The following is a 14,627-nucleotide window of genomic DNA, read 5'->3' as shown; positions in this document are numbered from 1 at the left end:
CGAGCGGCGCCGGCCGCCACCCCCTATGGCAAACTGCGCGCCTTCATAGCAGTCTGCCCCCTGATCACCTTGGACAAGATCCTGTTGCAACTCGCCGCCGAACTGAAGGTTCGCCCGGCCCAAGTGAACACCGCTGTTGAACTGCTGGATGGAGGCGCCACCGTGCCCTTCATCGCACGCTACCGCAAGGAAGCCACCGACGGTCTGGACGACACCCAGTTGCGCGAACTCGAATCGCGGCTGGGCTACCTGCGCGAGCTCGAAGAGCGCCGCGCGGCGGTGCTCAAGAGCATCGAGGAGCAGGGCAAGCTGACGCCCGAGCTGCGCGCTGCGATCGAAGCCGTGCCCACCAAGCAGGAACTGGAAGACATCTACCTGCCGTACAAGCCGCGCCGCCGCACCAAGGGCATGATCGCCCGCGAAGCCGGCATCGAGCCGCTGGCCGACAAGCTCTTCGCCGATCCGTCTCTCGACCCCGCTGCCGAAGCCGCGGCCTTTGTGAATGCCGAGGCTGGGTTTGCCGATGCCTTCGCCGTGCTCGACGGCGTGCGCGACATCCTCTCCGAGCGCTGGGCGGAAGACGCCGCGCTGGTGGGCAAGCTGCGCGAATGGCTGTGGGAAGAGGGCCTCTTCCGCTCCAAGCTGATGGACGGCAAGGACGAGAACAACGCCGAGGTCGCGAAGTTCCGCGACTACTTCGACTACGACGAGCCCATCCGCACCGTGCCTTCGCACCGTGCCCTGGCGGTGTTCCGTGGACGCACGCAGGAAGTCCTCGACGCCAAGCTGGTGCTGGCCGAGGAGCCGCAGCCTGGCCAACCCACGATCGCCGAAGGCCGCATCGCGATTCATCTCGGCTGGAGCCATTCGAAGCGCGCCGCCGACGACCTCATCCGCAAGACCATCGCCTGGACCTGGAAGGTCAAGCTCTCGCTGAGCCTGGAGCGCGACCTGTTCTCCCGCCTGCGCGAGGAAGCCGAGCGCGTGGCCATCAAGGTGTTCGCCGAGAACCTGCGCGACTTGCTGCTGGCCGCACCCGCCGGCAAGCGCGTGGTGATGGGCCTGGACCCGGGCATCCGCACCGGCGTGAAGGTGGCGGTGGTGAGCGACACGGGCAAGGTGCTGGACACCTCGACCGTCTACCCGCACGAGCCGCGCAAGGACTGGGAAGGCTCCATCCACACGCTGGGCCGCCTGTGCGCCACCCACGGCGTGAACCTCATCGCCATCGGCAACGGCACCGCCAGCCGCGAGACCGACAAGCTGGCGGCAGACCTCATCAAGCGAATCCAGCAGTTGGCGCCGGGCACGCACATCGAGAAGGTGGTGGTGAGCGAGGCGGGCGCCTCGGTCTACTCGGCTTCCGAATACGCGAGCAAGGAACTGCCCGAGCTGGACGTGAGCCTGCGCGGCGCGGTGTCCATCGCGCGCCGCCTGCAGGACCCGCTGGCCGAGCTGGTGAAGATCGAGCCCAAGAGCATTGGCGTGGGCCAGTACCAGCACGACGTGAACCAGAGCGAGCTGGCCAGGAGCCTGGACGCCGTCATCGAGGACTGCGTGAACTCGGTGGGCGTGGACCTGAACACGGCGTCCGCGCCGCTGCTGTCGCGCGTGTCGGGCCTGAGCAGCGCGGTGGCCGCGAGCATCGTGCGCTGGCGCGATGCCAACGGCGCCTTCCGCAACCGGCAGCAGTTGCTGGACGTGAGCGGCCTGGGCGCCAAGACCTTCGAGCAGAGCGCGGGCTTCCTGCGCATTCGCGGCGGCGACAACCCGCTGGACCAGTCGGGCGTGCACCCTGAGACCTATCCGGTGGTCGAGCGCATCCTCAGCACGGTGAACAAGCCGGCCAACGAGGTGATGGGACGCAGCGACGTGATCCGCACGCTCAAGCCCGAAGCCTTCGCCGACGAGAAGTTCGGTGCCATCACGGTGAAGGACATCCTCGGCGAACTGGAGAAGCCCGGCCGCGATCCGCGGCCTGACTTCAAGGTCGCGCGCTTCAACGATGGCGTGGAAGAGATCACCGACCTCCAGCCCGGCATGACGCTGGAAGGCACGGTGAGCAACGTCGCGCAGTTCGGCGCCTTCGTGGACCTGGGCGTGCACCAGGACGGCCTCGTGCACGTGAGCCAGCTCAGCAACAAGTTCGTCAACGATGCGCGCGAGGTGGTCAAGACCGGCGACATCGTCAAGGTGAAGGTGCTGGAGGTGGACCTGGCCCGCAAGCGCATTTCGCTGACCATGAAGCTCGATGCCAAGCCGGCGCCCAAGGGAGAAGGTGGCAACAACCAGTTCCGCCAGCCCGGCCGCAACGAGCGCGTGTCCGCCGGCGCGATGCGCCAGCAGGCGCAACCGCAGGGCCAGTCGGCCATGGCCGCCGCCTTCGCGAAGCTGCAGACCAAGCGCTGATGGGCCGATGAAGGCACTCGCCGTCCACGCCGGGCCCCGGGCCCTTGCCCGCATCCGCGAGCAGGGCCTGAAGCCGCAGGACGTGCGGGTGATTCCCGCCGCGGCCGGCGGCCCCAAGGGCCTGGTGCTGAGTCCGCTGGACCAGTTCATCTTCGGCGAATGGCTGGCGGGGACCGGCCACACGGTGCACCTGATGGGCGCATCCATCGGCGCGTGGCGCATGGCCACCGCCTGCCTGGACGACCCGGCCGCTGCCTTTGCGCAGATGGCCGACGACTACATCCACCAGGAATACGAGCACGAGCCGGGCAAGCAGCCCAAGGCGAAGCACGTCAGCGAGGCCTTCGGTGCGAAGCTGGTGGAGCGCTTCGGCGGACGCACGCACGAGGTGCTGAACCATCCGCGCTACCGGCTGCATGTGTTCACCAGCCGTGGACGGCACATCATGCGGCGCGAAGGCCGCATCACCACGCCGCTGGGCTACCTGGGTGCCTTCGCCACCAACGCCATCAGCCGCAAGGCCATGGGCGGCTGGCTGGAGCGGGTGATCTTCTCGGATGCGCGCGATGCGGTGCCGCTGCATCTCCACGACTACCGCACGCACACCGTGGCGCTGGATGCGAGCAACCTGGCCGCGAGCATCCTCGCGAGTTGCTCCATCCCGTTCTGGCTGGAGGCGGTGCATGACATTCCCGGTGCACCGCGCGGTGCGTACTGGGACGGTGGCATCACCGACTACCACCTGCACCTGAACTACGCCTCCATGGCCGATGGACTGGTGCTGTACCCGCACTTCCAGAAGACGGTGATCCCGGGCTGGCTGGACAAGGCCTTCAAGCACCGCCACCGCGCGACCGAGCGGTTGGACAACGTGGTGGTGCTGGCGCCAACGCCGGAGTGGATCGCCACCTTGCCCAACGGCAAGCTGCCCGACCGCAATGACTTCAAGCACTACGGCGACGACACCGCGGCGCGCGTGAAGGCGTGGTCGAAGGCGGTGCAGCAAAGCCAGCAGTTGCGCGATGACTTCGCAGCCTTGGTTGAAGGCGGCAAGGTCGAGGCCTTGCCGCTTTGAGTTTCGAGGAGGCCGGCATGCATCCGTCCTGCATCCCACTCCGTACGTCCAACGGGCCTAACATCCGTCCCGTTCCAAGAACCATCCAGGAGATCGAATGAACGCACGCACCTCCCTCGCCATCCTCGCTGCCGCGGCGGCCCTCAGCGCCTGCGGCACCTTCGGCAGCAGCGGCCCGAAGGCCGTGGCCACGCTCGAACCCACCAAGGGCAACGCCGTGGCAGGCACCGTCACCTTCCAGCAAAAGGGCGACAAGGTGCTGGTCACCGCCAACATCACCGGCCTCGCGCCCAACAGCGAGCACGGTTTCCACGCCCATGAGAAGGGCGACTGCTCCAGCGGCGACGGCATGAGCACCGCCGGCCACTTCAACCCGAGCGGCAAGCCCCATGGCCCGCAGGACCACGACCATCACGCCGGCGACTTCCCCGGCCTGACGGCCGATGCCAGCGGCAACGTCAACACCAGCTTCGAGCTGAGCGGCGTCAGCATCGGTTCAGGCACGTCGGACCTGGTCGGCCGCGGCCTCATCGTCCACGCCGGCCCGGACGACTACAAGACCCAGCCCACCGGCAACTCCGGCGCGCGCGTCGCCTGCGGCGTCATCAAGGCGTCGTGAGGTCGTCCGGCGGACCCTCGTGTCCGCCGTGTCCTGATTCCAGCAAGGCCCGGCGAACCCGGGCCTTTGTCCTGGCGACCTCGCCCGGCGGCAAGGCCCGGTGGCGGGTGAGGATCAAGAGCCACGACACGACGTGAAAGCCGTGGCGCGACACGCTTGAGGCCTGCTTCCAGACCTGCAGGTACACATCCTCGGTGGCCAGCTCCGCTTCCCGGTCGCCGCGCACGATGGCACGCGCACAGGCATAAACCCGCGACACCGTGCGGTCGTAGAACTCCGCGAGTGCGGCGCGGTCGCCCAGGGCGATGCGAGACAGCAGGGTCCGCAACACCGCATCTTCGTCCGCCGATGCCGCGTTCGCTGCCGTCCTCTCCTCGCTCATCGCGCTCCTGTAGACGGGCCTGCCCGTTCGAATGTGCCCCGTATACGCGTCACCCGCTGCCGTGGATGCAGGTCGGGCCGTCATACTGGCGGCAATCGTTGAAACACAGAGGAACGGGGTCCATGAATCTTCCCAACCACGAACTCACCATGACGGTGCTGATGACGCCGGACATGGCCAACTTCACCGGCAACGTGCACGGCGGCACCATCCTCAAGCTGCTGGACCAGGTGGCCTACGCCTGCGCCAGCCGCTACTGCGGGCAATATGTGGTGACGCTGTCGGTGGACCAGGTGATGTTCCGCCAGCCCATCCACGTGGGCGAGCTGGTCACCTTCCTCGCGAGCGTGAACTACACCGGCAACACCTCGATGGAGGTGGGCATCAAGGTGGTGGCCGAGAACATCCAGACGCAGACCCTGCGCCATGCCAACAGCTGCTTCTTCACCATGGTGGCGATGGACGAGAACAGGAAGGCCTCTGCGGTGCCGCCGCTGGTCCCCGTCACCGACGACCAGAAGCGCCGCCATGCCGCGGCGCTCACGCGCCGGCAGCTGCGACAGGAATTCGAGCTGCGATTGAAGTCCACCTGACAGCAAGGTGATTGGCAGCGCGCATCGCCACGCTGCATCCAGTCTTCCAAAGGCTGCGTAGAGCACGGTCAGGCGCCGCAAGGCAAGCATTCGAAGCGGTGCCCGACCTTGTGTTTCACCACAGCCAGAAGGAAGACAGACCATGACTCAACGTTTTGCCAAGCGGCGCATGCTGCCGCTCGCGGCCGCCCTGTGCGCCGCCACCGCCGGACTCATCGCCGCGCCCGCCCAGGCCTCCAGCCACCGCGAGGCCCCGTCCATCACCACCATGCCGAAGGTCGATGCCACCGACCTCTACATGTTCGCCAGCTATGAGCCGGGCCGCGAAGGCTACGTCACGCTGATCGCGAACTACCTGCCGCTGCAGGCTCCGTACGGCGGGCCGAACTACTTCACGCTGGACCAGAACGCCCTGTACGAGATCCACATCGACAACAACGGCGACGCGAAGGAAGACATCACCTTCCAGTTCCGCTTCAAGAACAAGCTGAACTCGGTGACGCTGCCCATCGGCGGCAAGAACGTGGCCATTCCGCTGATCCAGGCGGGGCAGGTGACGGACGTGAAGTCGCCGTCGCTGAATGTCTCCGAGAGCTACACCGTGGACGTGGTGCGGGGCGATCGCCGCACCGGCACGCGCGCTGCCATCACCAACGCCACGGGCGGCAGCGCCACCTTCGACAAGCCGGTGGACAACATCGGTACCAAGACCATCCCCGACTACGAAGGCTACGCCGCCAAGCACATCTACACGGTGAACATCCCCGGGTGCAACACGCCAGCCAAGCTCTTCGTCGGCCAGCGCAAGGACCCGTTCGCGGTGAACCTGGGCACCATCTTCGACCTGGTGAACGCGCCGGTCTCGGTCATCACCGATCCCACGCTCATCAACGCCGTGCCCAACGTCATTGACGATGCAAACGTCACCACCTTGGCGATGGAAGTGCACAAGTCCTGCCTCACGGCCGGCAGCGACCCGGTGATCGGTGCCTGGACCACCGCCAGCCTGCGCCAGGGCAGCCTGCTCAACCCCAAGCCCAAGAGCGGCTACCAGACGACCGCCGTGGTGGGCGGCGCCTGGACACAGGTCTCGCGCCTGGGCATGCCGCTGGTTAACGAAGTTGTCATCGGACTGCCCGACAAAGACAAGTTCAATGGCTCCAAGCCCAAGGACGACGCCCAGTTCGCTGATTACGTGACCAACCCGACCCTGCCCGCACTGCTGGAGATCGCGCTCGCGCTGCCCAACACGGCGCCGAAGAACATCCCGCGCACCGACCTCGTGACAACGTTCCTCACCGGCATTGCCGGCGTGAACAAGCCGGCCAACGTGGTGGCCTCGGAGATGCTGCGCCTGAACACCAGCACGGCCGCGACGGCGGAAGCCTCGCAGAACCGCCTCGGCCTGGCCGGTGGCGATGCAGCGGGATTCCCGAACGGCCGCCGCCCGAAGGACGACGTCGTCGACATCTCGCTCGTGGCGGTGATGGGCGGCCTGTGCATGATCAACGGCGACACCAATGCGCTGGGACTGGGCACGGAGTGCAAGCCTGCCAACGTGCCGCTGGGCAGCACGTCGCTCAAGCTGCATGACGCGGTGGACCAGGCGGTGGTGCCTCTGCTGTCGAAGTTCCCGTACCTCTACACGCCCGCCCCGGGCGCGCATTGAAAGGGCCTGCCATGAACCAGAAGCAGACTTTGGCCATGCTGTTCTCGTCGGTGGCCTTGCTCAGCGGCTGCGGCGGCGGCAGCGACGCTCCGGCGCCGCCTCCACCGCCCACGGCGGCCACCGACGCCATCCCCGGCGACGCTGGCACGACGGCCGCGAAGTTCAAGAGCTACCTCGTGGATCTGAGCGCAGACACGCCGGACACCAAGGAAGCCCTGGACGTCTCGACCTTCTCGCCCAAGCAGGATGACGACACCGAGCCCGAGCCGGTGAATTGACCTGATTGCCGGGGCCTCGGGCTGCGAGATGTCGCGCCCGTGGTCCTGGCCCACCAACAACTGACGTCGATGAAACCCCTTGAATTGATCGCCGCTTGCGTGCTTGCATCGTGCCTTGCCGCACATGCCGAGCCCGTCGTGCCCACGAGCGATTCGCAAGTCATCGAAGTGCTTCCCGCCGTCGGCGGGGACCGCGCGGAGGAGCGCCGTTTGCGCCGCGAATGGGCGGCGAATCCCGCCGATGCCTCGCTGGCCGTGCCGCTGTCGCAGCGCTACCTGGAGCAAGCTCGTGCCGACGGCGACCCGCGCCGGGCGGGCCTGGCCTTGGCCGCGTTGAAGGCGTGGCCTGAACCGAACAAGGCACCTGAGGATGTGCTGCTGATGGTCGCCACCATCGAGCAATACCTGCATGAATTCGACAAGGCCGGCGCGCATCTGGAGAACCTGGTGAGGCGCCAGCCGGCGCATGCGCAGGGCTGGCTGACGCTTGCCACGGTGCGGCGCGTGCAAGGGCGCTATGCCGATTCCGACAAGGCCTGCGAGGCGCTGGCGGCTGCCAATGCGGCCTTGCACGCGCAGGCTTGCAAGGCCGAGAACGCGGGGCTGCGCGGAGACTTCGATGCGGGCATCGACACGCTGACCCGGCTGGCCCGCACACCGCGCATCGATGCCGGCACCAGGAACTGGCTGCTCACGACGCTGGCCGAGACGCAGGCGCGAGCCGGGCAGTTCGATCGCGCAGAGGCGAGCTACCGCGCGGCATTGGCGTCGCGCGATGATGGCTACACGCTGGTCTCCTTCGCTGACTTTCTCTTGAACCGGCAGCGCGCGGCCGATGCCTTGGCACTGCTGAAGACACAGCCGCGCAACGATGCCGTGCTGCTTCGCCTGGCCATCGCCGGGGCGGTGGCCAAGTCGCCCGATGGTGCGCGCGACGTGCGCGAGATGCGTGAGCGCATCCGCCTGGCCAACCAGCGGCCCGAGGCGCGCACCACGCATGCCCGCGAGCAGGCCATGTTCGCGCTGTGGGTGGACGCATCGCCCGAGCGCGCCCTGCAGCTGGCGCGGGCGAACGCGAAGCACCAGCGCGAGCCGCTGGACCTCCTGGTGCTGGCGCAAGCTGCGCGCGCCAGCGGGCAACAGGCCGCCATGGCCGAAGCCGACTCCCTGCGAAAGGACATGGGCCTCCATGACCGCCGTCTTGATGAACTTCTGTAGGGCGCTGCTGCTCGTGCTGGTGCTCGTCGCGCCTCGCGCGTTCGCGCACAAGGCCAGCGATGCATACCTGCAGCTCGATGCAAAGGGCGAGTCGTCGACCCTGCGCGTGGACGTGGCGCTGCGCGACCTGGATGTCGCGCTCGACCTGGATGCCGACGGCGACGGGCGGCTGACCTGGGGCGAGATCAAGGCCGCCTGGCCATCGGTGGAGACCTACCTGCGCAGCAATGTGGCGGTGCAGGGCTGCGAGTGGAGCGAAGCCTCGCGCGCGCTGGAGCGTCGTGCCGATGGGGTGTATGCGGCGCTGACCTTGAAGGGGCGTTGCGCTGACGGTTCGGCGCCCGCGATTCGATACACGGTGCTGCGCGAGATCGATCCCACGCATCGCGGGTTGGCGTATGTGATGGCGGCGGGTGGAGCGCCCCGGCTGATGGTGCTTGATCCATCGAAGCCGGCGCAGTGGGCGGAGCCGCTGCAGCCCGCCGTGTCAAGCGCGACAGACGCATCCCCAGCTCCGTCATCCCGGCGAACGCCCGGATCCATGGATGCGGATCATGGCGCCACGATGGACCCCGGCGCTCGCCGCGGTGAGGGGATTGCAAGCCCAGTCGAATTCATCCGCGAAGGCATCACCCACATCGTCACCGGCTATGACCACGTGCTCTTCCTCATCTGCCTGATGCTGCCCGCCGTGATGCGCCGCGGTCCGCAGGGCTGGATGCCGGTGGAGCGCTTGTCTCAGGCGCTGCTGCCGGTGCTGGGCATCGTCACGGCGTTCACCGTTGCGCACTCGATCACACTCGGTCTGGCGGCGATGAAGTGGGTCTCGCTGCCGCCATCCTTCATCGAGCCTGCGATCGCCGTCACCATCGTGCTGGCCGCCATCGACAACCTGCGTCCCATCTTCGCGAACCGGCGCGCACTGGTGACGTTTCTTTTTGGCCTCATCCACGGCTTCGGCTTCGCCAACGTGCTGGCCGAACTGAACCTGCCGCCCGCGGACTTCGCCTGGGCCTTGCTGCAGTTCAACGTCGGCATCGAGCTCGGGCAGCTTGCCATCGTCGCGGTCGTGGTGGCGCTGCTGTTCCTGCTGCGGCAGCGCAGGCGCTATCCGCGCTGGGTCATCAGCGGCGGGTCGTGCGCGGCCATCGTCGTCGGCGTGCTGTGGTTCATCGAGCGCACGGCCAACGTCTCCTTGTTGCCGATGTAACGATGTTGCGGTGTGCAAAGTTGGGCCGATGGCGTCGCCGCGCCGCCGGGGCAGGGCGTTCAACCGGAAAGCCCCGCTTTCCGGGGCACACAGGAGGCTGTTCCATGAAATCGTCCATCGCGCTTGCCGGCATCGTGCTGTTCTCCGTGTTGGCCACCGGCTGCGCCACCCGCCAGCCCGCGCCCCAGGCTGCGCAGGGCAGCTACCAGGGCGTGCAGTACGGCGTGGTGCAGAACATCGAGAACGTGCGCGCCCAGAGCCAGACCAGCGGCGGTGGTGCGGTGGTGGGCGGCGTCATCGGCGGCCTTCTCGGCCACCAGGTCGACCATGGTGCGCGCAAGGACTTCGCCACCGGTGTGGGCGTGGTGGCCGGGGCGCTGATCGGCAACGAGATCGAGAAGAACAACCGCGGCTATCGCGACGTCTACCGTGTCACGGTGCAGACCGAGCGCGGCGGAGTACGCAGCTTCGACTACGCCTCGCTGAACGACCTGCGTGTGGGTGATCGGGTTCGCATCGAGAACAACCAGCTCTACCGCTGGTGAACTACAATCGCAGCTTCTGAAGAATACAAGGGCGAGAAAGGCATCATGGTTATGACACCGCGAACTACCCCCAGCAGCACCTCGCTGTAGCTGGCCGCGGCTCGTCACGACTTTTCATCTTTCCCCCTCGAACAAAGCGCGGCTCACCCCCGCGCTTTTTTGTTTTGCTGGAGCAACTTTTCATGGTCTCGATTCAACTGCCCGATGGTTCCAAGCGTGAGTACCCCGGCCCCGTGACGGTGGCCGATGTCGCTGCGTCCATCGGCACTGGCCTGGCCAAGGCGGCGCTGGCCGGCCGCATCGGCGAGGGCGATGCCGCCCGCATCGTCGACACGAGCTTCACGATCGACCGCGACATGCCGCTGGCCATCGTGACGGACAAGGACGCAGATGGCCTGGAGGTCATCCGCCACTCCACGGCCCACCTGCTGGCCTATGCGGTGAAGGAACTCTTCCCCGATGCCCAGGTGACGATCGGTCCGGTCATCGAGAACGGCTTCTTCTACGATTTCTCCTACAAACGTCCCTTCACGCCCGAGGACCTCGCCGCCATCGAAGCCAAGATGACGGAGCTCGCCAAGAAAGACGAGAAGGTCGAGCGCCGCGTGTTGCCGCGCGACGAGGCCGTCGCGTACTTCAAGGGCATCGGCGAGGCCTACAAGGCCGAGATCATCGCCAGCATTCCCGCCAACGAAGATGTCTCGCTCTACCGCGAAGGCCAATTCGAAGACCTCTGCCGCGGCCCGCACGTGCCCAGCACGGGCAAGCTCAAGCACTTCAAGCTCATGAAGGTGGCCGGCGCCTACTGGCGCGGCGACCACCGCAACGAGATGCTCCAGCGCATCTACGGCACGGCCTGGGCCACGAAGGACGAGCTGCAGAAATACCTCACCATGCTGGAGGAGGCCGAGAAGCGCGACCACCGCCGCCTGGGCCGTGAGCTCGACTTGTTCCACATCGACGAGCACTCGCCGGGCACGGTCTTCTGGCACCCCAAGGGCTGGACGGTGTGGCAAGGCGTCGAGCAATACATGCGCGGCGTCTACCGCGACAACGGCTACAAGGAGGTCAAGGGCCCGCAGATCCTCGACCAGGGGCTGTGGGAGAAGACGGGCCACTGGGGCAAGTACCGCGAGAACATGTTCACGACGGAGTCGGAGAAGCGCGACTACGCGCTCAAGCCGATGAACTGCCCGGGCCACATCCTGATCTTCAAGCAGGGCATCAAGAGCTATCGCGACCTGCCGCTGCGCTTCGGCGAGTTCGGCCAGTGCCACCGCAACGAGCCCACGGGCGGCCTGCACGGCATCATGCGCGTGCGTGCCTTCACGCAGGACGACGGCCACATCTTCTGCACGGAAGACCAGATCCTGGAGGAGTGCGCCGCCTTCACGCAACTGCTGCAGAAGGTCTACAAGGACTTCGGCTTCACGGACATCATCTACAAGGTGGCCACGCGGCCGGATGCCCGCATCGGAACGGATGAGTCCTGGGACAAGGCCGAGCACGCGCTGATGGAGAGCCTGCGCCGCTCAGGCTGTGAATTCGAGATCGCCAAGGGCGAGGGCGCCTTCTATGGCCCGAAGATCGAATACACGCTGAAGGATGCCTTGGGCCGCCACTGGCAGTGCGGCACGATGCAGGTCGACCCGAACATGCCCGAGCGGCTGGACGCCGAGTTCGTGGGCGAGGACGGCGGCCGCCATCGGCCCATCATGCTGCACCGCGCCATCGTGGGCAGCCTGGAGCGATTCATCGGGATCCTGATCGAGCAGCACGCCGGCGCGCTGCCCGCCTGGCTCGCTCCAGTGCAGGTTGTGGTCATGAATATCACGGAAGCGCAGGCGGAATACGCCCTGGAAGTCGTGAAAACGCTTCAAAAACAAGGGCTTAGAGCAGAAATCGATTTGCGCAACGAGAAAATCAACTATAAAATCCGAGAGCATTCCATGCAGAAGGTCCCGTTTCTCCTGGTCGTTGGCGACAAGGAGAAGGCAAACGGGGCCGTTGCGGTGCGCGCCCGGGGCAATCAAGACCTGGGTGTGATGGCCCTGGCAGACTTCCAGACGAAGATCGCCAGCGACATCGCCCTCAAAGTGTGAACCCTCCCATCCGAGAGCCACGCGACGAGAGCCTCGAGCGCGCAAACATCGTTATTGGGTTCCAGGCCTTGGAGTCCGCTGAAAGGTTAGACCATCGCTACTTTTGCTGACCGCCGTACCCCCAATGCAGAGCGCAAGCACCGCCTGAACCGGGAGATCATGGCACCGGAAGTCCGTCTGAACGGCGTCGACAACGAGCCAATCGGCATCATTCCGATCCAGGAAGCCCTGCGCATGGCAGGCGACCTGGACGTCGATCTGGTGGAAATCGCCGCCCAGGCCGATCCGCCGGTGTGCCGCCTGATGGACTACGGCAAGTTCAAGTACCAGGAGCAAAAGCGCGCAGCGGAAGCCAAGGCCAAGCAAAAGGTCATCGAGGTCAAGGAAGTCAAGTTCCGCCCGGGCACGGACGAAGGCGACTACCAGATCAAGATGCGAAATCTGCGCCGCTTCATCGAGGAAGACGGTGACAAGGGCAAGGTGACCCTGCGGTACAGAGGCCGTGAAATCACCCACCAGGACATCGGCATGCGGCTCCTGGAACGCATTCGCGACGAGTTGGCGGATGTGGCGGTGGTGGAGAACATGCCCAAGTTGGAAGGTCGCCAGATGATCATGGTGCTGGCGCCCAAGCGGAAGCAGTAAGACAGGTTTCGAGACAGAGTTCAGCGGTTCGGTCTGGTCACCGGGCCGCTGTCAGAAGCGACTGAAGGCTTACAAGACGGCGAGTGTGTTGCCGGCGCCTGCAGCGCAAATCAAAAGGAGCAGTCATGCCCAAAATGAAGACCAAGAGCGGCGCCAAGAAGCGTTTCCGCGTCCGTCCGGGTGGCACCGTCAAGCGCGGTCAGGCGTTCAAGCGCCACATCCTCACCAAGAAGTCCACGAAGAACAAGCGCCACCTGCGTGGTGCTGTCGCCGTGCACGAGACCAACATGGGCCACATCGCACAGATGCTGCCCTTCGCTGGCCTCTGACCCACTGCTGAAGGAGAAGATATATGCCTCGCGTCAAACGTGGTGTTACCGCACGCGCTCGTCACAAGAAGGTTCTCGCACTGGCCAAGGGTTACCGTGGTCGCCGCAAGAACGTGTTCCGTATTGCCAAGGAAGCGGTCATGCGCGCCGGGCAATATGCCTACCGTGACCGCCGCAACAAGAAGCGTGTTTTCCGCCAACTCTGGATCGCCCGTATCAACGCAGCGAGCCGGGGTCTGGGACTGACCTACAGCAAGTTCATGGCTGGCTTGAAGAAGGCGTCGATCGACATCGACCGCAAGGTTCTCGCCGACATGGCTGTCAACGATCCTGCCGCTTTTGGCAGCATCGTCGAGAAGGTGAAGGCCCAGCTCGCTTGATGTCCGTGATCGCCCGTTGAGTGAATCGGCGGGCATCGCGGCAGGCTCCTGAAGGCAGCAATGCCGCCGGGAGCAAGCTCCTCAAGGCCGACATTCTGTTCGGCCTTTTTTTATGTTTTCGAACTCGATGAACGACCTCGATCAACTGGTTCAGGATGCGCAAGGGGACTTCGCCGGCGCGAACACGCCCGCGGACCTGGAAAACGCCAAGGCGCGCTACCTCGGCAAGGCCGGTCGCTTGACCGAGATGCTCAAGGCGCTGGGTGCCTTGTCGCCCGACGAGAAGAAGACTCGTGGTGCGTTGATCAATGGTGCGAAGCAGCAGGTCGAGGCTGCGCTGAATGCCCGCCGCCAGGGCTTGGCAGATGCGGAGCTGGAAGCACAGCTCAAGGCCGAGGCGCTGGACGTGACGCTGCCCGGCCGCCAGCGCGGCACTGGCGGCATGCACCCCATCACCCGCACCATGGAACGCATCGAGCAGATCTTCGCCTCGATGGGATTCGAGGTGGCCGACGGCCCCGAGATCGAGACCGACTGGATGAGCTTCACCTCGCTGAACAACCCGGAGAACCATCCGGCGCGTTCGATGCAGGACACCTTCTACGTCGACATGAAGGATAACGAGGGCCGCTGGTACAACCTGCGCCCGCACACCTCGCCGATGCAGATCCGCTACGCCCAGGCGCATGCGAAGAAGTACGCCGGCCAGGACCACATGCCCGACATCCGCGTGATCGCGCCGGGTCGCACCTATCGCGTGGACAGCGACGCCACGCACTCGCCGATGTTCCACCAGGTCGAAGGCCTGTGGGTGGGCGAGAACGTCAGCTTCAAGGACCTGAAGTCGGTCTACCTGAACTTCATCCAGGCCTTCTTCGAGACCACCGAGCTCAAGCTGCGATTCCGTCCCAGCTACTTCCCGTTCACCGAGCCCAGCGCCGAGATCGACATCATGTTCGAGAGCGGCCCGCTCACCGGTCGCTGGCTGGAGGTGTCGGGTTCGGGTCAGGTGCATCCGCAGGTCATCCGCAACATGGGGCTGGACCCCGAGCGCTACATCGGCTTCGCCTTCGGCTCGGGCATCGACCGCCTGGCCATGCTGCGCTATGGCATCAGCGACCTGCGCCTGTTCTTCGACGGCGACCTGCGCTTCCTCAACCAGTTCAAGTAAGT

Annotated in this window: 15 protein-coding genes; 14 read left to right on the top strand and 1 reads right to left on the bottom strand. The window is 65.7% G+C overall.

Going from position 1 to position 14,627, the window contains the following annotated elements; translation table 11 throughout:
- Positions 1–69 precede the first annotated feature (69 nt).
- The 3 genes from DZC73_RS16235 (at position 70) to DZC73_RS16225 (ending at position 4,103) form a co-directional block, all read left to right on the top strand.
- Positions 70–2,409, top strand: a complete 2,340-nt coding sequence (locus DZC73_RS16235) for a Tex family protein (protein ID WP_124541390.1) — start codon at positions 70–72, stop codon at positions 2,407–2,409.
- 7 nt (positions 2,410–2,416) lie between these two features.
- On the top strand, positions 2,417–3,484 hold the full coding sequence (locus DZC73_RS16230; RefSeq protein ID WP_124541389.1) for a patatin-like phospholipase family protein: 1,068 nt from the start codon (positions 2,417–2,419) through the stop codon (positions 3,482–3,484).
- A 97-nt stretch (positions 3,485–3,581) separates the two neighbouring features.
- Positions 3,582–4,103, top strand: coding sequence for a superoxide dismutase family protein (locus tag DZC73_RS16225; RefSeq protein ID WP_124541388.1), 522 nt, complete (start codon positions 3,582–3,584; stop codon positions 4,101–4,103).
- On the opposite strand, the gene DZC73_RS16220 is transcribed toward DZC73_RS16225, so the two are convergent.
- The gene (locus DZC73_RS16220; protein WP_124541387.1) at positions 4,090–4,485 is read right to left on the bottom strand and encodes a sigma-70 family RNA polymerase sigma factor; all 396 of its coding nucleotides are present in this window, start codon (positions 4,483–4,485) and stop codon (positions 4,090–4,092) included. The genes DZC73_RS16225 and DZC73_RS16220 overlap by 14 nt on opposite strands.
- Positions 4,486–4,607: 122 nt before the next feature.
- On the opposite strand from DZC73_RS16220, the gene DZC73_RS16215 reads away from it, so the two are divergent.
- The 11 genes from DZC73_RS16215 to pheS all read left to right on the top strand — a co-directional run bounded on the left by DZC73_RS16215 (position 4,608) and on the right by pheS (position 14,625).
- Complete coding sequence (locus DZC73_RS16215) at positions 4,608–5,078, top strand: acyl-CoA thioesterase (RefSeq protein WP_124541386.1); 471 nt, start codon at positions 4,608–4,610, stop codon at positions 5,076–5,078.
- A gap of 142 nt (positions 5,079–5,220) precedes the next feature.
- The gene (locus DZC73_RS16210; RefSeq protein WP_124541385.1) at positions 5,221–6,747 is read left to right on the top strand and encodes a DUF4331 domain-containing protein; all 1,527 of its coding nucleotides are present in this window, start codon (positions 5,221–5,223) and stop codon (positions 6,745–6,747) included.
- An 11-nt stretch (positions 6,748–6,758) separates the two neighbouring features.
- Positions 6,759–7,025 (top strand): hypothetical protein, encoded by a 267-nt coding sequence (locus tag DZC73_RS16205; protein ID WP_124541384.1) that lies wholly within the window; start codon positions 6,759–6,761, stop codon positions 7,023–7,025.
- A 69-nt stretch (positions 7,026–7,094) separates the two neighbouring features.
- On the top strand, positions 7,095–8,243 hold the full coding sequence (locus DZC73_RS29740) for a tetratricopeptide repeat protein (RefSeq protein ID WP_161974612.1): 1,149 nt from the start codon (positions 7,095–7,097) through the stop codon (positions 8,241–8,243).
- Positions 8,215–9,453 carry a HupE/UreJ family protein gene (locus tag DZC73_RS16200; RefSeq protein ID WP_161974611.1) on the top strand — a complete coding sequence of 413 codons (1,239 nt, stop codon included), beginning with the start codon at positions 8,215–8,217 and terminating at the stop codon, positions 9,451–9,453. The genes DZC73_RS29740 and DZC73_RS16200 overlap by 29 nt, the downstream gene beginning before the upstream one ends.
- A gap of 104 nt (positions 9,454–9,557) precedes the next feature.
- Positions 9,558–9,998, top strand: a complete 441-nt coding sequence (locus DZC73_RS16195) for an outer membrane lipoprotein (RefSeq protein WP_124541382.1) — start codon at positions 9,558–9,560, stop codon at positions 9,996–9,998.
- 182 nt (positions 9,999–10,180) lie between these two features.
- Complete coding sequence (gene thrS, locus DZC73_RS16190) at positions 10,181–12,100, top strand: threonine--tRNA ligase (protein WP_124541381.1); 1,920 nt, start codon at positions 10,181–10,183, stop codon at positions 12,098–12,100.
- A 93-nt stretch (positions 12,101–12,193) separates the two neighbouring features.
- Entirely contained in the window at positions 12,194–12,745 is a 552-nt protein-coding gene (infC, locus tag DZC73_RS16185) for a translation initiation factor IF-3 (protein WP_124541380.1), read from the top strand.
- Between the two features lie 125 nt (positions 12,746–12,870).
- A complete protein-coding gene (gene rpmI / locus DZC73_RS16180) occupies positions 12,871–13,074 on the top strand; it encodes a 50S ribosomal protein L35 (protein WP_124541379.1) in 204 nt (67 codons plus the stop codon).
- A 23-nt stretch (positions 13,075–13,097) separates the two neighbouring features.
- Positions 13,098–13,454, top strand: a complete 357-nt coding sequence (gene rplT / locus DZC73_RS16175) for a 50S ribosomal protein L20 (protein WP_124541378.1) — start codon at positions 13,098–13,100, stop codon at positions 13,452–13,454.
- Between the two features lie 127 nt (positions 13,455–13,581).
- Entirely contained in the window at positions 13,582–14,625 is a 1,044-nt protein-coding gene (gene pheS / locus DZC73_RS16170) for a phenylalanine--tRNA ligase subunit alpha (protein WP_124541377.1), read from the top strand.
- Positions 14,626–14,627 lie beyond the last annotated feature (2 nt).

The sequence above is a fragment of the Rhizobacter terrae genome, from assembly GCF_003852895.1.
Taxonomy (GTDB): Bacteria; Pseudomonadota; Gammaproteobacteria; order Burkholderiales; family Burkholderiaceae_C; genus Albitalea; species Albitalea terrae.
Note: the sequence above shows the minus strand (reverse complement) of the source record. Positions and strands in the feature narration are given on the sequence as shown.